This window comes from Clostridium pasteurianum BC1, from assembly GCF_000389635.1.
Taxonomy (GTDB): domain Bacteria; phylum Bacillota; class Clostridia; order Clostridiales; family Clostridiaceae; genus Clostridium_I; species Clostridium_I pasteurianum_A.
In genome coordinates this window covers 432,762-454,902 of the sequence record NC_021182.1, presented here as the reverse complement: position 1 = coordinate 454,902, position 22,141 = coordinate 432,762, and the positions used below count along the sequence as shown (strand labels likewise).

18 protein-coding genes and 1 riboswitch are annotated in these 22,141 nt (G+C 32.2%); of the genes, 3 read left to right on the top strand and 15 right to left on the bottom strand.

Annotation, left to right across the window (positions count from 1 at the left end):
• Window positions 1-9: 9 nt before the first annotated feature.
• The 13 genes from CLOPA_RS02115 to mocA all read right to left on the bottom strand — a co-directional run bounded on the left by CLOPA_RS02115 (window position 10) and on the right by mocA (window position 16,514).
• On the bottom strand, window positions 10-1,038 hold the full coding sequence (locus CLOPA_RS02115) for a glycosyltransferase (RefSeq protein ID WP_015613826.1): 1,029 nt from the start codon (window positions 1,036-1,038) through the stop codon (window positions 10-12).
• On the bottom strand, window positions 1,025-2,008 hold the full coding sequence (locus CLOPA_RS02110) for a glycosyltransferase family 2 protein (RefSeq protein WP_015613825.1): 984 nt from the start codon (window positions 2,006-2,008) through the stop codon (window positions 1,025-1,027). The genes CLOPA_RS02115 and CLOPA_RS02110 overlap by 14 nt, the downstream gene beginning before the upstream one ends.
• Window positions 2,009-2,047: 39 nt before the next feature.
• Window positions 2,048-3,502: a hypothetical protein gene (locus tag CLOPA_RS02105; protein ID WP_041711148.1), complete on the bottom strand. Its 1,455-nt coding sequence runs from the start codon at window positions 3,500-3,502 to the stop codon at window positions 2,048-2,050.
• Window positions 3,503-3,935: 433 nt separating this feature from the next.
• Window positions 3,936-4,805: an FAD binding domain-containing protein gene (locus CLOPA_RS02100; RefSeq protein WP_015613823.1), complete on the bottom strand. Its 870-nt coding sequence runs from the start codon at window positions 4,803-4,805 to the stop codon at window positions 3,936-3,938.
• Window positions 4,799-5,275 carry a (2Fe-2S)-binding protein gene (locus tag CLOPA_RS02095; protein WP_015613822.1) on the bottom strand — a complete coding sequence of 159 codons (477 nt, stop codon included), beginning with the start codon at window positions 5,273-5,275 and terminating at the stop codon, window positions 4,799-4,801. Before CLOPA_RS02095 ends, CLOPA_RS02100 begins: the two co-directional genes overlap by 7 nt.
• A complete protein-coding gene (locus CLOPA_RS02090; RefSeq protein ID WP_015613821.1) occupies window positions 5,259-7,397 on the bottom strand; it encodes a xanthine dehydrogenase family protein molybdopterin-binding subunit in 2,139 nt (712 codons plus the stop codon). The genes CLOPA_RS02095 and CLOPA_RS02090 overlap by 17 nt, the downstream gene beginning before the upstream one ends.
• Before the next feature lie 54 nt (window positions 7,398-7,451).
• The gene (locus CLOPA_RS02085) at window positions 7,452-8,540 is read right to left on the bottom strand and encodes a 4Fe-4S dicluster-binding protein (RefSeq protein WP_015613820.1); all 1,089 of its coding nucleotides are present in this window, start codon (window positions 8,538-8,540) and stop codon (window positions 7,452-7,454) included.
• Window positions 8,541-8,730: 190 nt separating this feature from the next.
• Window positions 8,731-10,068 carry a putative aminohydrolase SsnA gene (ssnA, locus tag CLOPA_RS02080; RefSeq protein WP_015613819.1) on the bottom strand — a complete coding sequence of 446 codons (1,338 nt, stop codon included), beginning with the start codon at window positions 10,066-10,068 and terminating at the stop codon, window positions 8,731-8,733.
• A 155-nt stretch (window positions 10,069-10,223) separates the two neighbouring features.
• Complete coding sequence (gene hydA / locus CLOPA_RS02075) at window positions 10,224-11,612, bottom strand: dihydropyrimidinase (RefSeq protein ID WP_015613818.1); 1,389 nt, start codon at window positions 11,610-11,612, stop codon at window positions 10,224-10,226.
• A gap of 56 nt (window positions 11,613-11,668) precedes the next feature.
• Window positions 11,669-12,853 carry a YgeY family selenium metabolism-linked hydrolase gene (locus CLOPA_RS02070; RefSeq protein WP_015613817.1) on the bottom strand — a complete coding sequence of 395 codons (1,185 nt, stop codon included), beginning with the start codon at window positions 12,851-12,853 and terminating at the stop codon, window positions 11,669-11,671.
• 146 nt (window positions 12,854-12,999) lie between these two features.
• Entirely contained in the window at window positions 13,000-14,586 is a 1,587-nt protein-coding gene (locus tag CLOPA_RS02065; RefSeq protein ID WP_015613816.1) for an N-acyl-D-amino-acid deacylase family protein, read from the bottom strand.
• 473 nt (window positions 14,587-15,059) lie between these two features.
• Window positions 15,060-15,872 carry a selenium-dependent molybdenum cofactor biosynthesis protein YqeB gene (gene yqeB, locus CLOPA_RS02060; protein ID WP_015613815.1) on the bottom strand — a complete coding sequence of 271 codons (813 nt, stop codon included), beginning with the start codon at window positions 15,870-15,872 and terminating at the stop codon, window positions 15,060-15,062.
• A 54-nt stretch (window positions 15,873-15,926) separates the two neighbouring features.
• Entirely contained in the window at window positions 15,927-16,514 is a 588-nt protein-coding gene (mocA, locus tag CLOPA_RS02055; protein ID WP_015613814.1) for a molybdenum cofactor cytidylyltransferase, read from the bottom strand.
• Window positions 16,515-16,985: 471 nt separating this feature from the next.
• Between mocA and CLOPA_RS02050 the strand changes: the two genes are divergently transcribed.
• The 3 genes from CLOPA_RS02050 (at window position 16,986) to CLOPA_RS24705 (ending at window position 18,532) form a co-directional block, all read left to right on the top strand.
• Window positions 16,986-17,462 carry a hypothetical protein gene (locus tag CLOPA_RS02050; protein ID WP_242834254.1) on the top strand — a complete coding sequence of 159 codons (477 nt, stop codon included), beginning with the start codon at window positions 16,986-16,988 and terminating at the stop codon, window positions 17,460-17,462.
• Window positions 17,463-17,640: 178 nt separating this feature from the next.
• A riboswitch (SAM riboswitch) is annotated at window positions 17,641-17,750 on the top strand.
• Between the two features lie 240 nt (window positions 17,751-17,990).
• On the top strand, window positions 17,991-18,209 hold the full coding sequence (locus tag CLOPA_RS02045) for a hypothetical protein (protein ID WP_015613812.1): 219 nt from the start codon (window positions 17,991-17,993) through the stop codon (window positions 18,207-18,209).
• Window positions 18,210-18,385: 176 nt separating this feature from the next.
• Window positions 18,386-18,532: a hypothetical protein gene (locus tag CLOPA_RS24705; RefSeq protein ID WP_155241854.1), complete on the top strand. Its 147-nt coding sequence runs from the start codon at window positions 18,386-18,388 to the stop codon at window positions 18,530-18,532.
• Between the two features lie 724 nt (window positions 18,533-19,256).
• Here the strand turns inward: CLOPA_RS24705 and ltrA are convergent.
• Window positions 19,257-20,552 (bottom strand): group II intron reverse transcriptase/maturase, encoded by a 1,296-nt coding sequence (gene ltrA / locus CLOPA_RS02040; RefSeq protein WP_015613811.1) that lies wholly within the window; start codon window positions 20,550-20,552, stop codon window positions 19,257-19,259.
• Window positions 20,553-21,065: 513 nt separating this feature from the next.
• Complete coding sequence (locus CLOPA_RS02035) at window positions 21,066-21,893, bottom strand: hypothetical protein (RefSeq protein ID WP_015613810.1); 828 nt, start codon at window positions 21,891-21,893, stop codon at window positions 21,066-21,068.
• Window positions 21,894-22,141: the final 248 nt, after the last annotated feature.

Genomic DNA, 22,141 nt, shown 5'->3' with positions numbered 1-22,141 from the left:
AAACATATTTTAGTTTTCCTTAAAATTTTTCTTTTTCATCACGTAAAGTATTTTTTCTTTTAATTTATCGGAATTACCCATTTCAACATAATAGTTATTAATATTATCTTCTTCAAACAGCTCACGATTAGCAGAATTATCTCCTAATATCATTGGTTTTTTCATAGAATTATAAATATAAGCTTTACCGGGAATCGTTCTGGCTGCTTTGCCTATAGTACTGTTAAAATGTCCAGCCAAGCATAAATCTGCTTCTGAAATTTTTTCTGCTAAAGCAGATTGAGAAAGCCAAGGGATAAAGATTAAATTTTCACATGCTTTGTATTTTTCCATATGTGCTTTACTTACAGGCCCTATTATTTCAAAAACTATAGAAGATATATTTTTCATTTTTTCGACACATTCCAAAATAGTATTTATGCCTTGCAATGGCAAGATACTGCCAAAATACAATACTAAAAACTTATTACTTAATTCCTTTGGCTTCTGAGTTAATCTTGGATAATAAATTGATGAATCAGCTGTAAGATATAAGATATTTATTTTGCCTTTATCAGCTTCAAGTTCTTTTACAAAATAATCACCATGAGCGCAAGTATCAACAATAATTTCATGAGCCTTTTTCAGTGTGATTTTATCTAAATATAAAAGTATCTTAGCCAATATACTATTTTGTTTAAATTTTTTTCGATCATTTATCATTGTATCATACAAAGAAATAAAAAAATCTTCTACAACAATTTTCTTTTTAAATCTAAAACTAAAAAAAGGTACAATCAGCTGAGGAGCAAAGCCTACAAATATCACTTCATAGCTTTTTAGGGATATAGTAAGCAGCTGAACATATATCTTAATAAGTCTAGAAATATATCCTTTATCGCTATAACCTATTACCCTAACCTCTGCAGCTGATTTTTTCAAAGAATCTATTTCTTGAGAATTACGTATATAATCAATATTTTTTGTAGTTATAAATAGTAACTTTTTGTTATGAACAATATTGTTAATACAATCTCTTTTAAAATTAGTCTGTTTCATCTTTTTTCTCTGCCTTTGAATTTTTCACCTCTGAATCATAATCAAATTTACGTACACGGTATTGAATATCTTCCAATAATTTACGATTAGCGGCAATTAAATCTGCCTGGAGCCCAGTAATAAAGGTTTGAAAACCAAATAGCATTAAAAGAACACTGAGTAGAATAGATTGTATATGGCCCCTACCGCTATTTTCCAAATAAAACATTAAAAATCGCATTGCTATTATAAATCCTATTACAAAAACAGTAGCTCCAATAATACAGAAAAATTTAAGAGGTTTATACATCATATATGCACGTATAATAGTCATGGATGAACGTTTTATATAACTGCCTATACCTTTAAAAAGACGAGATTTTCTAATCTCAGGATTCGTTTTCACAGGAACGGAAGTTATGGCTATTTTATCCTGACCAGCTTGTATTATTGTTTCAAGTGTATAGGTATATTGATTTACCACATTTAATTTTATTGCCGCATTACGTGAATATGCCCTAAAACCACTAGGTGCATCAGGTATATCCGTATTTGAAGCTTTTCTTACTACCCAACTGCCTAAATGCTGAAATAATTTTTTATTTTTCGAAAAATGTTCTGTTTCATCTATAGGGCGGCTGCCAATAACAATATCATACTTCCCATCTATAATTGGCCTTACAAGATTTTTAATATCATCACCAGAATACTGATTATCGGCATCGGTATTAACAATAACATCTGCTCCTAGGCATAAACATGCATCAATGCCAGCCATAAAACCTGCTGCAAGTCCTTTATTTTGTTTAAAACAAATCACATGATGTATGCCAAGAGACTTAGCTACATCCACGGTATTATCTGTACTTCCATCATTTATTATAAGATACTCTATTTCATCTATACCTTTAATAGAATCAGGTAAATCTTTAAAAGTTTGTGGTAAAGTATTCTCTTCATTGTAACAAGGTATCTGAATTATAAGTTTCATAAAATTAATTGCCCCCGTTCCATTAAATTTAATTATAATCTATAGATAATCTTTAAAATTAATTAAAAAATATATAAGATCTTCATAAAAAAGTAGCAAAATAAAAAATAAACATATAGTATACAATATTGCTTTTTTATATTTAAAACCAGTTTTTGATTGATAGCACTGCAGCGTTAATTTATTTTCAAATTCTATGTTCATTACAGATATATCATCTTCATCCTCTAAAAGATTCTTCACAATCATTACAATGCCCAAACTGATGGCTGATATACCACATAAATAGTAACGGGATTGATATCCCCCCATATATCCTGAAATACTTACATACTCATTATAAGCACGTAAACACTGTGTTATAGCTGAGATTATAACTCCTAAATAAACTGAAATTGCCACTAAAGTAATAGAAGATTTTTTTGCAGCCTTTTTTATTTGGAATATTAGTATAACTGGAAGAACCAAAAGTGCAAGTAATGCAATATTATTTACAGAAAAAAGTCTATCAATCTTTATTAAAGAAACACCTGATGCAATTCCCGTCCAAGTTCTCAAAAAACTTTTACTGAAATATATTATATATTGAGTAAAATTCATATGAGTACGCTGTGCAACATCAACATAAAAGCCTGAGGCATAATAATCTGCAGGATCTAACAATCTGTATGTAGGCATAATGCTGCTTGTTTGAAAATAAACTATTATATAATATGCAGCTGTTACAGCATATACAGGAAAAGTAGCCAATAATTTTCTGGAAATTAAAAATCCTGCATTTTTTTCTTTTATTATAATTAAAATAATATATATACATAAGGAAATAAAAACTACTAAGCCCGCTGTAAGCTTAGACATAAAAGAAAGAAATACACCTAAGCTTATTATAAGATAAGTAGGAAAATTTCGCTTCCGCTCAGAAAAACGCAGCAGTCCAAATACAAAAACAGATAATCCAATTACTGCTAAAGTATCATTATTAACACCTGCAGAATCATAGGCCAGCATTGGTACAGATACTACTATTGCTGCATACAGGAAATGTAACAATGGATTTTTACCAATTCTGCTATATCCAATATATAAAATAAGTAAAATAGCCAGAGAACTAAGCATTATGTTAAAGGATCGAAGTCTTATAAAATTAATAATTACAGTATTGTTTTGAATTTTTACTGCTCCACTAATACGCATAATTTGATAATACAACGGTGGATGACCTAGGTAATTAAAATCACTGCCAAAAGTATAGGTGGCATTCTTAATGCTATTGTTATCAATAGGTTTTGTTTGCTGTAGTATTGTCATGCTTTTAAAATCTGGAATTATTTTATGTGTTTTTTCAAGATAGGCAATATAAGAAACATGAGTAATCTCATCAGGAAATCTTCCAACGTGTTCTACATAAAATAACATTTTAAACCCAAAAAATAAAAATGCTGCTAAATAGATTAAAATTATAAGGTACTTAAATTTATATTTTCCTTTTTCCATATTTTCCACAAAACATGCTCCTTCTAGAATAAAATATTATTAATCATTGTGCTTAAGTACAATGATTAGTAACAATTATCAAGCTTATTTAAGAAATCATTTTCACCTTAATAAACTTCCAACACGCAGTAAAAATGACTAGAGTTCTAACTTCATTTAAAAATTGTTGCAAAAATTAAATAAAAAAGATATTTAAAACTTATTTCATTTATAGATTAACATTAATTTGTGACAGTTTAGTTTCAATATAATAAACAAAATATTAAAGAATTCATTATAATAATATGTTTTATACATATTATTTATACTAAACCTTAGTATAAATAAAAACACTATGAAATCCATTTGATTTTCATAGTGTTTTTATTATTTCATTTACTAAATTAACTTGTACCTACATTTATGCTCATCGCCGAGCCTGATTTTTATATTTCTATATATTCAAATGTTCTAAAAAATCCACCAATAAATTTATCGATACTTTCTTTCTATACTCTTTATTAGATCTCTGATCGTCAATAGGTGTTATGAAATTAGAATACTCCGCCGCAATATTATCTTTATTTAAAGCTATTTCCTTAAAAGTTTTTCCGGCAATGCTCTTTTCTATAACATCTGATTTAACAGCAGCAGCAGCCACCGCTCCAAAAGCTATTCTTATATCCTCAATTACATCCCCATTAATCCTTGCAAGGCCCATAAAGGAAAGCTTTGATATAGCTGTTGCCTTTCTTGTTCCAACTTTCTTATAATAGAACTTATTAAAAATCTCCAGTGGTAATTTTATTTCTGTTACCATTTCATTTTTATTTAATATGTGCCTCCCCGGGCCCGTGATAAAGTCTTTTATATCTACTAGTTTTTCTTTTTTTATACTTTTGATAAGCATCTTTGCATTAAGTGCATATAATAGAGGCAAAGTATCTCCCGCAGGAGACGCATTGCATACATTTCCTACCATAGTTGCTGCATTCCTTATTCCAAGAGATGCAAAATCTGATATTACTATCTTTATATAGTCAGGTATTATGCTGTTATCACTTATCTGAGAGAGTGTACAACCTGCACCTATATTTATATAACTGTCATCTTTATAAATATTTTTTAGTTCTTTTAAATTATTTACAAACAAAGTATCTTTATCAAATCTTGGTATAAGACCTGATGAGTTTTTTCTTCTTACCATAAGATCAGTGCCACCAGCAAGAATTATAACTTCATCTTTATCTAGTATTTCCAGGGCTTCTTGCAGATCTTCAGGCATATAAGTTATTATTTCTTTTTTATTTTCATTATCTACCATATGTCTTCACCCTTTTTCGCTGCCATCTTCACAGCCTCGATTATTTTATCATACCCCGTGCATCTACATATGTTACCCGATATACCTGTTCTTATTTTATCTTCATTAGGATTTTTATTCTTAGTAAGCAGTGCATAAGATGCCATTATCATTCCAGGAGTACAGAAACCACACTGCACTGCTCCTGCTTCATCAAAGGATTCTTTAAGAATATCAAATTCCTTTGTTCCCATAAGCCCTTCTATGGTTATAACCTTAGCTCCCTCTATATTTCCAACGGGAACACAGCAGGAATTAATTAAATTTCCATTTATTATAACAGAGCAAGCTCCACATTCGCCTTGTCCACAGCCTTCCTTAGGAGATGTCAATTTTAAATCCTCTCTTAATAAATCCAGCAATCTTCTTAAGGGATTAACTTTTAAACTCATATCTTTATTATTCAGATTAAAATTAATTTTCACTTCCATTTTCCATCACCTCCATTAGCAATTCTGGAGTTATAGGTATTTCATTAAGCGGCTTCCCTATGGCATTCTGTACTGCAATGGCATAGGCCGCTCCTGATCCTATCGTTGTAAGTTCCCCCACACTTTTAGCTCCAGAAGGTCCATTTTCATAGGGACAGTTAATTAATTTACTGTGTATTTTAGGAAAATCCTTGGCAGTTGGAACAATATAATCCGTATTAGTTCTTTGAATAAGTCTGCCTTCCTTAGATTTCATTACTTCCATACTGGCATAGCCAAGACCTTGAGATACTCCACCTTCTATTTGTCCTTCTACTATTCTCTCATCTATAGCTTTTCCAACATCAAATGCTGTCCAAATACCCTTTACATCCACTTCATAGGTTACTGGATTAACTTCAACTTCCACTACGTTTGCTCCCCAGGAATAAGTATTATAAGCATCTCCAACAAACTTTTCTGCATCCCATTTGAAGCCTTCGGGATGTTCATATCTCTTTATAACTTCCATTTCCTCATCCTGCTTCCAGGTTGCCTTCATATCACTAGCAGCATTCTCTATAATCTTTCCAACTATCATAGTAGTTCTGGATGCTACTGTAGGTCCTGAATCAGGTACTCTATCTGTATCTGGATTGGTAAATAGAATATCTTCAAACGGAATTTCTAAGATATAAGCTGCAATCTTTTTAAGGGTAGTACTAGCTCCTTGCCCCATTTCTACATTTGCTACAAAAATTTCAACTTTGTTGTCAGCGTATTTCTTTAGTTTTACCTTTGCCTTTATAATATCTCTTTCTCCATTACCGGTAAAACCACCACCATGGAAAAATACAGACATTCCAATACCTTTTAGAGTATTCTTATATGCTTTACGTTTATTACTATAATCAGACATATTATCTACAGTATCAATGATCTCTGGAAGAAGTATATCCTCTCTAAAGGTTCCTCCAGTGGAAGAAAAGTCTCCTTTTTTAAGTAGATTCTTTCTTTTAAAATTAAGAACATCTATATTAAGCTTTTCAGCAATATATTCCATATTAAGTTCTGCTGCTAAAAAGGCTTGTGGTCCCCCAAAGCCTCTATAAGCTCCTGTTACTACATTATTAGTAGCAAAAGCTCTTCCTCTAACCTTTACATTTTTTACATTATACGCTCCAATTACTGCAAAGATTGTTCTTTGCAACACTATATTTGATATTCCTGCATATGCACCAGCATCCAACTTTACATCTGCCTCTACGCAAATTATCTTATAATCTTTATCTAAATAAGTTTTTAATGTTATATCTGAAGGATGTCTCTTAGTAGTGCATTGTATGTCCTCATCTCTATCAAATATAAGTTTAACAGTTTTCTTTGTCTTTAAAGCTGCTGCTGCCACTTGTCCTCCTAATATAGAAGGATACTCTTCTTTACCGCCAAAGCCACCACCAGTATTACTTTGAACAATCTGTACCTTATCGTATTCGGCTCCAAGTGCTTCTACTACTGCATCCTTAATATAATAAGGGCACTGCATAGAACCCACTATTTTTACACGCCCATCTTCATAGGAACCTACCATCCCTTGAGGTTCAAGATATACATGCTCCTGATATCCTGTTTTGTAATTTCTCTCAAACACATGAGCCGCTCTATCTTTAATACTCTCAATGTCACCTTTACCATATTTATAATCTGCAAAGCAATTATCCTTACCATATATGGTTTCTGTACACTTTTCAGCATCTTCTATGGTAAATACTCCTGGAAGTTCCTCGTAATTTACCTCTATTTTAGATGTCAATTCCTCTATTTTCTCCTTTTCAGGTCCTACTACAAGAAGGATTGGTTCACCTATATAATTTACAGTATCCTCAGCGAAAAAAGGCTGATCATAAAAAATCATTTTTACCTTATTTCTCCCTGGTATATCATCTTTATCTACAATAAAATATCCCTCTGGCATTTCAGGTAAATCTATGGAGAGCAATTTAGCCCTTGCCTTTTCTGATCTCAATGTCTTTGCATATAATGCATCTTTAAACTCCATGTCAGCTAGATACTTTGTAGTACCGCATATTTTCCCATCTACATCTATTCTCTTTACTGGTTTACTGATATCCTTAATAAACATATAATTTTCCCCCCTTCTAAAACCATAACTCTTAACCAAGCTGTTTATAATATTTTAAAGTTTTATAGCCCCAACTGGACAACGAGTGCTGCAGAGTCCACAGCCAAAACATCTAGAATTATCCACAACCGCCTTTTTATTATCCACAGTTATAGCCTGATATACACAGCTTTCTTTACATTTTCCACAGCCAATACAATTATCTTCAGTGACTACTGGATAAACAGTATCATATTGTGGAGCCTTTCTTTCCTTCAGCTTCTCTATAGTTATACCTCTTACATCATCTAAGGATTTATAACCATGGCTATCTAACCAGTTATTTGTTTCCTTTACTATTCTACCAAAAGCCTTATTTCCTTCAACTATAGCTTGAGTACAGACCTGAACTGCTGCTGCTCCAGCCATAAACATTTCAATAACATCTTCCCCCTTGGTAATTCCACCTACTGCAAGCACGGGAATTTTTACTGCCTTGGAAAGTTCATATACATGTCTCAGTGCAATTGGCTTTATAGCCGCTCCAGACATCCAACCGTAGCCTGCTTCACTTCCCATATTAGGTAGTCCTGTTTCTATATCTATGGCAAAACATGGTCCAACAGAGTTTATAGCAACTAATCCATCTGCACCAGCATTCTCCAGTGCTCTTCCAAATTCGCCCATATCCGCAATTCCGGGGCTTACCTTCATGAATACTGGCTTTTTAGTATGAGCCTTTGCTGCTTTTAAAGTATTTAATACAGGTGTTATATCTCTCCCTACATAGTGACTGGATATTTCATAGGCATCTGCAAATTTATCCACTCTAGGGATTAGATTCTCTATTTGCTCTGGAGTATATCCCATTCCTACAATTAAAGGTACTCCACATGTTTTAGCCTTTTCATATTCCTTCTCAATCCAATGTTCTGGACTAAGTTCAGACCAAAGCTCCGTATTTAAAAATCTTGTCTTGTAATCAGCCATGCAAGGCTTAGGTATATGCGCAGCCTCTGTGGATATAGTCTTACTTACTACTCCGCCAGCTCCGTTTTTTACACAATCTATAATCATTTCTGCATTCCTGGAAGGCGGTCCTGCTGCAACCATAACAGGATTTTCAAAATCCATACCACCTATTTTTACTTTTAAATCTGCCATATATGTTTTCCTCCTTATTAACAAATCTCATTTAATGTTTTTAAAAATACATTTCTTCTTCAAAATTTTTAAATTATATATTCTTTATTACTAGAAATTATTTTCCCTCTATGGATCCAGCTAATTACTATATGTTATTTAACCCATTAGAAATTATTATTTCCTGACTATCAGTATATTGTAGTTACTACTATTTATTATTTAGCCTATCCCACAATCCTTTAGAAACTTCTCTGGACTTCTTCATAACCATTTCTTCATCTATATTTATAAGTCTTCTATCCTTCATAACTACTTTTCCATTTATTATGGTGCTGAGCACATTATTACTGTTCATTCCAAAGATAAGATGGCCTCCTGCATTTGAACTATTTAAAGGAGTTGGACTATTATAATCCACTACTATTAAATCTGCAAAGGCTCCTTCTTTTAATACTCCAGCAGGTTTTCCAAATAATCTCTTAACTATTTCACTATTATTTTGGAAAGCAATTTTAATAGTTTCCGGCACACTCATAATTCTTGGATCTTTATTTACAAGCTTATGCACCACATAAAGATTATCTATTTCTCTAAACATATTTCCTGTAAATCCGTCTGTACCAAGTCCTACTAGCACATCTTTATCCATCATATCTAAAATAGGAGGAATTCCAACTGCGTTATTCATATTGGATTCTGGATTGTGAACTACTATACTATTTGTTTTCCGTAGTATATCCACATCTTCCTTCCCTATGTTTACACCATGTACAGCTATGGTCTTCTCTCCTAGAACCTTCATATCCCTTAGTCTTTTTACTACACTCTTTCCGTAGTTATACAGACTAAGTTCTTCATCCATATTTCCTTCAGATACATGAACATGGAACCCGCAGCCAAGTTCATCTCTCATAACCACTGCCTCTTTTAGAGTTTCATCTGATACTGTAAAGGAAGCGTGGAGCCCAAAGGAAGCTGTTATTAAATCATCTCTGTTATTATTACACTTCTTTATAAAATTATAATTTTCTAGAAGTCCTTCTCTTGCTATATCCATACCATCTCTCTCAGACACTTCATAGCAGTAATTTCCTCTAACTCCCACCTTTGAAAAAGCCTTGCTAAGTTCTTCAAGACTGCCTGTGCAAGCATAGGGGCTGGCATGATGATCTATTAAAGTAGTAGTACCACTTTTTACTGCTTCTATAGCAGAAACTAAGCCGCTGTAATATACATCTTCCAAGGTAAGTTTTTTGTCCAGTCTCCACCAAACTCTTCTTAAAACTTCTATAAAGTTTGAAGCCGGATCTCCATCTAGAATCATACCTCTGGCAAAGGCACTGTATGCATGATAGTGGGAACATATAAGCCCAGGCATCACTATTTTCCCCTTGGCATCTAATACTTTCTCTGTTTTATATTTTTTCTCTAACTCAGAGAATTTTCCCACCTCCCTGATAATATTATCTTCTATGTAAACAGCACCATTTTCTATAACTGTATTTTTCTCATCAAAAGTAACAATTGTTCCATTTTTTATAAGCATATTAATGTTTCATCCTTTCTGAGGATATCAAATTCTATCGTTCATCATATATTCTAATACTCAAATTAAATCTCAAAATTCCATGTATATCCATAGACTGAATATGGAGAAATAAACTATTATAATTACTATATATTCGTTGCAGCTTTGACTTATCATTTATTTTTAGATGCCTTACCCCTGCTCAGAAATTCTCCATAACCCTTTTCTCCTGTGAACACATTATCTCTTGCAATAACCGTTCCTCTCACCATGGTTAAAACAGGATATCCTTTTAGCTTCATACCTTCGTAGGGTGTATAATCAACATTTTCATGAAGCATTGCCTTTGATAATGTAACTTCTCTATTTTTATCGATGATTACAATATCTGCATCTGCTCCCACATTTATAACTCCCTTTTTAGGGTATAATCCAAATATCTTTGCTGGATTAGTACTCACCATATCAACAAAAGTTCTTATATCAATTTTTCCCTTCATAACTCCTTCTGAAAATAAAAGTGGAATTCTGGTTTCTATACCTGGTGCTCCATTAGGACATTTTGTAAAATCATCTTTTCCCCTTTGTTTATCACCTTTAAAATCAAAAGGACAATGATCTGTTGCAACAACCTGTATATTATTATTTGATATATCATTCCAAAGTAAATTCTGATTTTCTTTTTCCCTTAGAGGTGGACTCATTATATACTTTAAGCCTTGCATATCCTTCTCTCTATATTTATCTTGATCTAGAAATAAATATTGAGGACAAGTTTCTGCTATTACATTTTTACCTTCCTGCTGAGCCTTTATTATATGTTCCATACTCTTTTCGCAGGATACATGTACAATGTATAGTGGTGCATTTCCAGCAACGGATGCTAGACTGATCATCCTATTTACAGCCTCTGCTTCACTCTCTTCAGGTCTACTTAAGGCATGGTATATAGGTGCTATTTTTCCTTCTTTGATGAATAATTTTCTAAAATAATTTATAACTCCATCATTTTCACAATGTACTGTGGTAATAGCCCCTAGTTCCTTTAACCTAATCAATACCTTAAGAGCCTCTTCATCATTTACTTTGTTATCATAGGTTAAATATATTTTAAAGCTGGATATGCCTTCTTTTGCTACCATGTCCTCCATTTCTTCTAGTATATTTTCATTTACATGCTGAATAACTCCATGAAAACTATAATCTATAACTGAATTACCCTGTGCATATTCATGATAGACCTTTAACTGATGATGTAAATCACACCCTTTTGGTCCAAAACCCATATGATCTATAATAGAAGTAGTTCCGCCGCAAGCCGCTGCCTCAGTTCCAGTATAAAAATCATCTTTAGCCACAATATCTCCCATGTGAATATTCAGATGTGTATGGGCATCAATACCTCCAGGAACTACAAATTTATCACTGGCATCTATAATCTCATCTGCAGTTTTATTTATATTCACACCTATTTCACTTATTATGCTATTTTCTATATAGATATCACCTATTAGCTCTTTATCTTCTGCTATTATAGTTCCATTCTTTATTAAAACACTCATATCCCCACACCCTTTTAGATTATCAATAAAAATAATGTATGCTTACCCAATGAAAGTTAAACAAGATTAGATTTAGCTATTAAATAATATCCCTTCACAGCTTTTAACAGCTGCTCTATTTCAATATATTCATCTATAGTATGTGCTAAATTTTCCTTTGAAGGTCCGAAACCTATAGTCTTTATACCTGCTTCCCCGGCATAGTGACTTCCATTTGTACAGAAGGAATAATGAGTAATTTCTGGATTTAATCCCGCTTCAACTAGACCTTTATAGGATTTTTGTACATATTCATCCTGCTCATTAAGTACCCAACCAGGGAAAAATCTTTCACCTTCAATTAAATTTCCTGTGTAACATTTTTCGGTTCCAGCAGCAAAGCTTGCCTTTGCCTTAAAACTTGAATCTTTGTCTTCTGCTTCACTTATTATATCCAGTATAGGTTTAAGCACACTTTCCTTAGTTTCTCCAACTAAAAGTCTTCTATCATAAGTTACCCTGCAGTAATCCGGTACTACAGAAGCTCCTGGATAAGGTGAAGATTTAATATCTGTGAGCTCTAAAATTCCGTCTCCTAGAAAATCGTCATGCTGTCTGCTTATATGTCTTATCTTTTCAATTAGTTTATTCATTTCATAGACCGCATTGATTCCCTTTTCCGGATTGGCGGAATGAGCTGGTTTTCCGAAGGTTTCTACCACTATCTCCGCTCTTCCTCTCTGTCCTCTTTTAAGATTGCAGTTTGAGGCTTCACCTATAACTACATAATCCGGTTGAACCTTTTTACTTATCTTTCTAGACGCAACCCCTTCAAAGCATTCTTCATGGACAACTCCTGATACATAAATATCTCCTGCAAACTCCTTATTTGTATCCTTTGCAAAATATGACAGTGCACAAATCATTGCGCAGAGAGCACCCTTCATATCTGAAGCTCCTCTACCGTATATCCTTTTATCTACTATGTCTCCACCAAAAGGATTCTGAGTCCATTTTGTTTCATCTGGTACTGTTACTGTATCTATATGTGCATCAAACAATATTTTCCTTCCACTTTTATTTCCTTTTATGTGACCTATTATATTTCCATAATCATCTACAAAAAAATCATCGTAACCCATGTCTACAAAGGCCTTTTTAGCTCTTTCCACCACACCATTTTCTTCTCCTGAATAACTTCTTATACGAAGTAAATCCTGACATAATTCTATTATTTCTGCTTCTCTTTCTTTAGATATCATTTTTACATTACCTCCAACACAGTATAATTACTAAACCTTTATTATCCACTGCAGATAACTTATTCAAATTATCTTACTGCCCTATTACTCTCAATAAATTATGGAAAATTTGTTGTTGCTGTAAAATAATCTGCTAATTTCTAAACTTATATCCTTATTACTTTACCTGTTAACTTATCAGACCTTTTGTCATTATTTAGTATTATCTCTCCATTTATAATCACAGTTTCAATTCCATGAGAATACTGGCCAGGCTCTATAAAACTTGCTTTATCTATTACAGTATCAGGATCAAATATTACTATATCTGCCTTTTTTCCCTCTGCCAGTTCTCCTCTATCCTTAAATTTAAACACCTGAGCTGGTTTTAAGGTCATCTTATATATGGCTTCTTCCAGTGTAAGAATTTTTTCTTCTCTCACATACTTTCCTAATATCCTCGGGAAAGTGCCATATACTCTGGGATGTGGCTTTCCTGCAAGCAGTCCATCTGTACATACGTTCTGTTCTTCTCTCTTCATGAACTTAACTATATGTTCTTCCTTACCATAATAATCGTACATTCCCACTGCATTTTCCTCTTCATATAGCAAATCAAAGACAGCATTATAGGCATCTTTTCCTCTAAGTTTTCCTATTTCATTAAGATTTTTTCCTATGCAATCCTTATTTTTCTCAGTTTTAACGCTGGTTACATATATATTATCAATACCTGCAAAGTCTATGAAATTATCCCATCCAGGTATACCATTTTCTATATCATAAATCATCTTTTTTCTTAATTCTCTATCCTGCAGTCTCTTTAAGAGCTTATCTGTACCTCCATCGTGAACCCAAGGAGGCAGTATTACTCCAAGCATTGTACTTCCTGCTGCATAGGGATATTGATCAAAGGATACTCTTATTCCCTCCGCTTTTGCCTCATCTAAAAGCTTCAACATTTCATCAATTTTATCCCAGTTCTTTTTTCCACAAACTTTAAAATGAGAAAAATGAATTTTTACGCCGCTTTCTCTTCCTATTCTTATTATTTCCTTCATGGATTCCACTATAGTATCAGCTTCACTTCTCTGATGTACTACAAAAACTTTGTCATGTTTTGCCACAACCTTGCAAAGCTCAATTATCTCCTCGGTATCTCCATAGGCACAAGGCATATATATAAGCCCAGAAGATAAGCCCACTGCCCCAGCTTTTAGCTCTCTTTCCGTTATAGCTTTCATTTTTTCTATATCTTCAACGGTTGGCCTTTTATTACTAAGGCCCATAGCTTCCATTCTTATATTTCCATGAGGAACAAGGTATGCCATATTGGGACCAGCACCTGATTTTTCTAATAAGTTAAGGTAACCCTCAGTATTCTCCCAATCCCAGGAGAGTTTATCGCTATCTCCATCAAGTCCTGCTAAGTTTTTTCTCCAGGAACTTATATATTCCTTTGGAAGTGGTGCCATAGAAATGCCATCCTGACCAAGAAGTTCTGTAGTTATACCCTGTCTAACCTTTGGCTCTATATATCCATCTATCAATACTTTCAAATCAGAATGACTATGAGTATCTATAAAGCCAGGACAAACTATTTTACCTCCAGCATCTATTATATAATCAGCCTCAATTTTCTCTTTGCTGCCAATTTTATCAATATTCTCACCGGATATAAGTATATCAGCAGAAAATCTCTCTTTACCTGTACCATCTATTATTAATCCATTTTTTATAAGGACCTTATTCATTTAATCACCTACTTTATATTATTAAAGCGTTAAAAACATTTCCAACTCAAAAACCTAAATGATATTTTTAAGCAGATACCTATACTATAAAGCAATCTTTGTGCCAATTAAAAAAACAGATCTTTTTTTATCATTTTATTAAATTAAGACCTGCTTCTCTAGCATTTAACTATTTAATTTGTCATATTTTATATTTACCCGATGACTACCCACTCTAGTACTCTCATTGCACTCTGTGAAAGTGATTCGCACAAAATTAAAAATTTTGGCTCTCTACTTGCACTCTGTGAAAGCGATTCACACAAAATCGAAGATTTTGGTTCTCTGCTTTTCTTCACGTGGGAGTAAAGAGTGGCTACGTCCCTGGATAACGATTTACCCTAAAGGACAACGATTTCTAAGTATCAAAAATACTGATACTTAGAACTCTGTTTATCTTTATGATAATTAATATTATTTTGATAATTTTTATTTTAATTTGATAATTTTCCTGTTCTTTTCATATATAATATTGATTCCAGTACAGCTCCCCCAATATTTCTAGCTTTATCTGAAATAGTAAAACAATTTTTTACTTCTGAAAGCCTTGGATCAATATCTGCAATTTTTAAACCTTTAAAAACCTCTGTTTTATTTTTTATTATTCCTCTTAACACACCATTTATAGTAGCTCTTACAGTTTTGTTACCTATATAGGCTAATATATCTTCTTTTTTAACTATATCCCCAATGTCTCTTATGTTATTAATAATGCCACTGGTAGGGCTGTATATTACACGTTCCTTTGAATATCCTGCTATTACTCCAGGTACACCTGTATTTTCCGCCGCTTTTCCATGAAATATTAATCTTCCCAAATCGTGCCCTCTGTTGGTCTCTACAACTATATCTACATCTGAACCTGCTTCAGAACCAGGTCCAAGAGCAATGGTACACGGGGCCATATTCCTATTTGTTCCTAAGTTTTTTTTAGCCAGTATGGCATCCACCACAATTTCTGGTCTTAATAAATCTATGTACTTACCCTTAGGATCTATTACCACAGGAATAATATCTTCTCTCCAAGCTTCAAATATTTCATCTTTATTTCTTACCTTAACTGCGGTTATTTCCTCTATAGTAATTCTGTTTTCATATACCGCTTCACCAAAGCACACCTTTCTTCTAATAGAACTGGGTTTTTCTATTTCTAAAACTAAAACTCTGAAGCCACTTCTATATAATTTTTGTATTGTACCTGATGCAATATCTCCTCCGCCTCTCACTACAACAATTTCACTAAACAAAATTTATCATCCTTTTCCTATTGTTTTTAACATATAACTATTCCAATAGATATTTTATAAATTTTTCCCAAACCTATTTAAGTCATAATAATCTTCCCATGTATCAACATCCATAAGTACTTCTTCTTTTTTAACTTCCACAAATATTATGGATTCCTTGTGAGCATTAATAATCTTTTTCCCACCTGTATCCCCTTGAAGTTGTGTTAATTCTTTTAAAAATTTAGATGAGAATATTACAGGACTTCCCTTTCTGCCTTTAAATCTAGGAACAATTATACTATTATTGTTCTTATTAAAAGTATCCATTAGAAGTTCAATAGTTTCAATATCCAGGAGAGGCTGATCTGACGTAAAAAACATATACCCATCACTAATAGGTGAATTATTCAATCCAAGCTTTATAGCTTCGCTTTGACCTTTATCCGCCCGTTTATTTTTTACAGTCTTAAAATCTAAACTCTCAGCTAATTCAACTATGGCTTTATCTCTTGCTACAATTATTCTACTGTAAAAATCACATTTTTTAACTTTATCTAAAGTATGCTGAATAAAAGTTTTATCTTTACATTTTAATAACAGCTTATTTTCACCCATTCTCCTAGAATAACCAGAAGCCATAATTATAGCAGTTATTTTCATTATATCACCTTGTCTTTACCATATTGTCAATGAATCTTACTCAGTGGGAGTTTGTATTCTCACTGAGTTTAGATGAATTATCCAGGGACGTGCCGATGTTATCTCCACATTTAGAATTTGGAGTGTTACAACGGCTAGTCATCGGATAATTTTCATATAACATCCTTTAAATCCCCTATTATGAAATGACATTTTTGTTAATCTTTTTATTAGAATTTTGTTATATCTCACTAAAATTACATTTTTCAACAAACATTTATTCTTTAATATTGAATATGCCTACACTTTAATATATAATCAAAATAAAATTAAGTTTTATTGATAGTAAATAGAGAACAAAGGGTGAGATGCTACTTGATAACTTTTATGTACCTATCTATAATAATTATTATACCAGTTATCCTATTATTCAATTGGCAAAATAATAAAATAATCAAAAAGAATTTTACTCTCAATTATAAATATAAAAAAATGTGCCAATTTCTCATAATAGACATTTTCATTGCCTGTGTAGGAATTTTTTTTATAACTTTTATTCTTCCTTTTTTAATATGGAATTTAGGGAGTAAAGGATATGTAATTGAAACTGAAGTTTTAAATAGTTATAATATAAAACCTATATCGTCTTCAAATAATAAAAAGAATATTTATGTAAAAGAAAGTTATATAGATAACAAAAAAGAATATATGATTAATGTAAATGGATCATTACAAAATTATGATGCTGCATCAATAGAAATAGAAGAAAATAATTATTATGCAAACAGTCCCAAATACGAAGAAGTGAATAGTTACAAAGTTTACGAATTAACGTCGAGCAATATAATCGTCAAAAGTGTTAATGATATTTATGTAGATGTATATCTAGATAAGGGTACAAGCACTTTTTTATATAAGAAAATACATATATGTATACCTGAAAACTCCATTGACAATTCAACTAATTAGGTACTGAAACATATGATTAATAATTTTTCATTCTAACTTATTGATTATCTGTACTTCCTAATTCTAGATAATTAGCAATTTATCACCTTCAATTTTCTCTTGACATTAAGCAATATATAGTGTTATAATATGTAAAATAATTACTTAACAAAATATTTTGAAAACTTAATATTCTTGACTCTTATCAAGAGTGGTGGAGGGATCGGCCCTTTGAAGCCCGACAACCGGCATTATTTAAATGTATCGGTGTCAATTCCTACAGAATATAATTATTCTGGAAGATGAGAACTGTAGTATTAGTATAAGGTTTTTTTATAACCCAAAAGCTACTTTTCTCATAGGAAAAGTAGCTTTTGCTTTTTATCCGATAACTAGTAGCTATAACACTCCACCTTTAGGATGTGGAGATAACAGCCACACGTTCCTGGATAATTCATCTAAACTTAGTGGGAATACAAACTCCAACTAAGTAAGATTCATTGATATTAGTTTAATCTTAAAACTTTAAATAAAATGGAGGTATTTTAAATGGATATTGGAAACAGGTTTTTAAACATTCTCAATGATAACTTTGAAAATTCTAAACAAGAGGAAACTTTTGTAATTTGTCCTAAAACTTTTTATAGCGGCCTAACTGAGCGAGAAATTTCTGCTATGCAAGAACTCTACAGCAGAGCTTACGCAAAAGCAGTAGAACAAGTAAAGAAAAAGAAATATGATGACTTTCTTAATGGAAGTGGAATATAAAAACTGTGATAATCTTAACCATGGAGTTATATCAATTTATCAATTAAAACTTCATAATGTAATATTCAATTTTACACTTAACGTTAATACTAATATGGAATAAAATGCAATTAATAAGAAATTCTATTAGTTTAAGGAAGGTGTAAACATGAGATCATTAAGAGTAAATTTATTAAATGAAAATTATGTGCATGACTTGGACTAGCGGAGATGAAATGATGTGTTCTATGATTCAACGATGTTGTGATTGCATGATGAGCATGATGGAATGTGGATGTACTGCTGTAATGTGCATGAATAATACTCCAGTTTGCTGCTGCTAATTCTTATTTTATAATAAACATAAGGTTTAATTTACAATATTTAAAATATAGATTTGTGTAAAATAAAACATAGCTAGTTGTAAAATAGTCTGGATAAACTTCTTTTTATGAAGCTTACTCAGACTATTTTATTGTTTTTTGAGTATATTACCCCACCCATATTATGCCTAAAGTATGCAAAATCCTAGAATTGATGAATATCGTAAGAAATTTAACACAAAATTTTTCTGTAATAAATATTAATTTTCCTTATTTAATAAATAATCAGTGTATAAATTGTTATCCTTCAGCAGCTATAATTTCTTTTTATCTGCATAAAAAAACAAGAGGTACACTCTAGCACAGTGTACCCTTTTCAAATTATATATTAAAATTTAGGGGAATATAATGAATAATTTTCATCACCTTTTAATTATTACCACAATTTATATTATATATTCACTATATTATAAATAATTTTATTTTTTATTAATAAAATAATACTCATCATCAAAATATACGTTTAGCATTAAAAATCATATAATATCTAAGCCTTGTTTTATTGAAAAAATTAGTGTAATACATAAACTGCAAAAGTCAAATACACATTTTAATATAAAACTAAAATTATAGATAAAAATAAACAATATACAGTCGAGTAGACTTACACCTTACAATGTAAGCCCCTCACAGAATCCGTACGTGCGGCTTTCCCGCATACGGCTCCTCATAATAACATTCACAGTTAAAACAATTTAAAATATATCTTTGGTTTCGCTAAAGGATAATATTTCAACATTTCTATATATCCATCCCAGCTGTAGCTTTTCTTATCGCTTCGCCTATTCAGTGTCTTACTTAGAAATTGCTGTACTCTATGCAAAAAGTTTGTTATCATCTTACCATTAAAAGATACACCATAGTACCTATAATGCCCAACCAATTTGAGGTTTAATGCCTTTATCATTTCCTTAACTGGCATAGTTCTATTCTCGTACAGCCACTTTTTAGTGTCTTTTAGCTTTTGTCTAAATTTCTTTCTACTTGTTTGTAACATGACACATGGATATCCTCTGCGACTTCTTCCACAGTAAAATGTAAATCCTAAGAAATCAAATGTTTCTGGTTTACCTTCTCCCCTTGCTTTCCGGTTTCCTTCTGCAAATTTACCAAACTCCAGTAATCTACTTTTACTATCTTCCATCTCTAGATTGAATTTTCCCATTCTTTTCTTGAGTTCACCGTAGTATTTCTCAGCTTCCCATTTGTACTGGAATCCTGCTATAAAATCATCTGCATAAACTGTCAAAAAGCTATCTCCCTTTGTTTCTTTTGTAATAACAATCTTATACCACAACATTAGAACGTTATGCATATAAATATTTGCTATTATTGGGCTTATGATATTCCCTTGAGCAGAACCATCTGTACTTTCTTCAAATACGCCCTCAGTTATTACCCCAGCTTTCAAGTATTTATTAATCAGCCATAGGAGATTTGGGTCTTTTATGTATACTCCCAAAAATTTCATTATCCATTCATGACTCATGTGGTTAAAGAAGCCTTTGATGTCCGAATCAACAATGTAGTTTATCTTTCCATGATACATTCCGTTATAAACTTCCTTGATAGCATCATGACAACCTCGTCTCGGTCTGAAACCATGCATATTTCTCAAAAATCTTGGTTCATAGATTGCTTCCAGTATCTTCTTTACTGCTAGTTGCACCATCTTATCTTCATAGGATGCAATTCCTAATGGTCGCATTTTTCCATTACCTTTCGGTATGAATACTCTTAATGATGGTAAAGGTTTGTATGACTTATTCTTTAACCGTTTTACTAAATTAGATATATTTTCTTCTAGATTTACTTCGTATTTTGTTTTTGTAACTCTATCAATGCCTACTGCCTTATTTCCATCTAGTTCTTTGTGGCACTGTCTTAGCATACCATCATTAATATGATGATATAGCGAAGTAAATTCTGGCTTTCGAGTCTTTGCTGATATTTCTGCTATTCTTTCTAATTTTGTTTCCATCATTTCTCCTGTCCCTGAGTACAGATGATGTGTCCTCAGAAAGATTGTTATTATGTAATCCCCTTCCCTCCACTGGCATTACCCAGTTTCAGCGGTACTATGAGACTATCCGACTGCCTGTCGTTCATTTGACATTCTCCGTTTTATTGTTGTCTGTCATACTTATTACTAAGAAACGGCAGGCTCTCCCCAGTTGATAATTAACCACGATGTAAAGCATGATTGGCCCTTTGACCCCGCAGTGCCACATAGTTCTTGCCATTACGACCTATGTGATGTTGCTTTCCGCACCAATTAAGACGTCAGCCCTCTGATATACAAAATTTCGAGGCTCAATAGCATTTCAACCCTACTTTCTCGCTGTCTACGCTTAGCTCCCACCATTACTGTTGGCAACTCAAGACTCGCTACTGCTGGTTGACTAGACCTTATTCAGACAGGATTTCCACCTGCTAGGTTAATTACCCTTAGCTGGGCGCACAATTGAAATTTGTATACTATAGTATTGTTGTGCTATTTACTATAAATACTCCATGTATCATTATTTATATCTGCGTATCCTACCGTTATAGTATTGTCTTCATTTTTTAAGATATATATACTAGGATCATCGTTATGGGCATATAAAACTGATCCATAGTTGCCCTGTTCATCTGAATCACTGGATGAATACCAATATACTTCCTTGGAATTTCTATAACTAATTTCTCTTCCATTAAAAGTTATACTATTGTCTTTATTATTTTTATCAGTCCAAGTTCCCTGTAAACTGCCTAAAACATTAAAATATTCTTTATTATTTTTAGAAAAATTAAGAATTTCCACTTTTGGCTTAAGAGCCTCACCATATAAAAATTTAAGAATAGCTTTATCATTATTTATCCAGATTACTTTATACGTTTTATTAGAAAATGGCTTATATCCGTTTCCTATAGCTATCTTATCACTAAGCCTCGTAAATATCTTATATTGTTTTTTATATACTAAAATGAACTTTGAATCATTCTTTATTTCTTTTACAATAAATGAATTCTCTTCATGAGTAAATGTTAACTGAAATTGTACATTATCTATACTCTTATAAATACCTATTGTATTTATTATTAGTAAAATTAATATAATCGCAGAATATACCCATCTTACTTTTTTATTTGTAAAATATACCGATAATGCCATTGCTAGTATAATGTAATTTATTATATTATAAATATAGTCATGTGAAAGATATAGACCTTTACTTTTAGCTATTTTTTGCAAAAATATTCTTATTAACAATAAAAGAACAGTTACACATATTGTTATCCATCTATATTTACTTAACTTTTGTAGAATACTTTTCATACACTCATCCCATTTCACAAATTTTATCCGATGACTAGCCGCTGTAATACTCCACCACACTCTGTAAAAGCGACAAAATACAAAATAAATTTTGTTTTGTCTGCTTGCACTCTGCGAAAATGATTCACACAAAATCAAAGATTTTGGTTCTCTGCTTTTCCCTAAAAGGTGGAGATAACAGCGGCACGTCCCTGGATAATTCATCTAGACTTAGTGGGAGTACAAACTCCCACTAAGTAAGATTCATT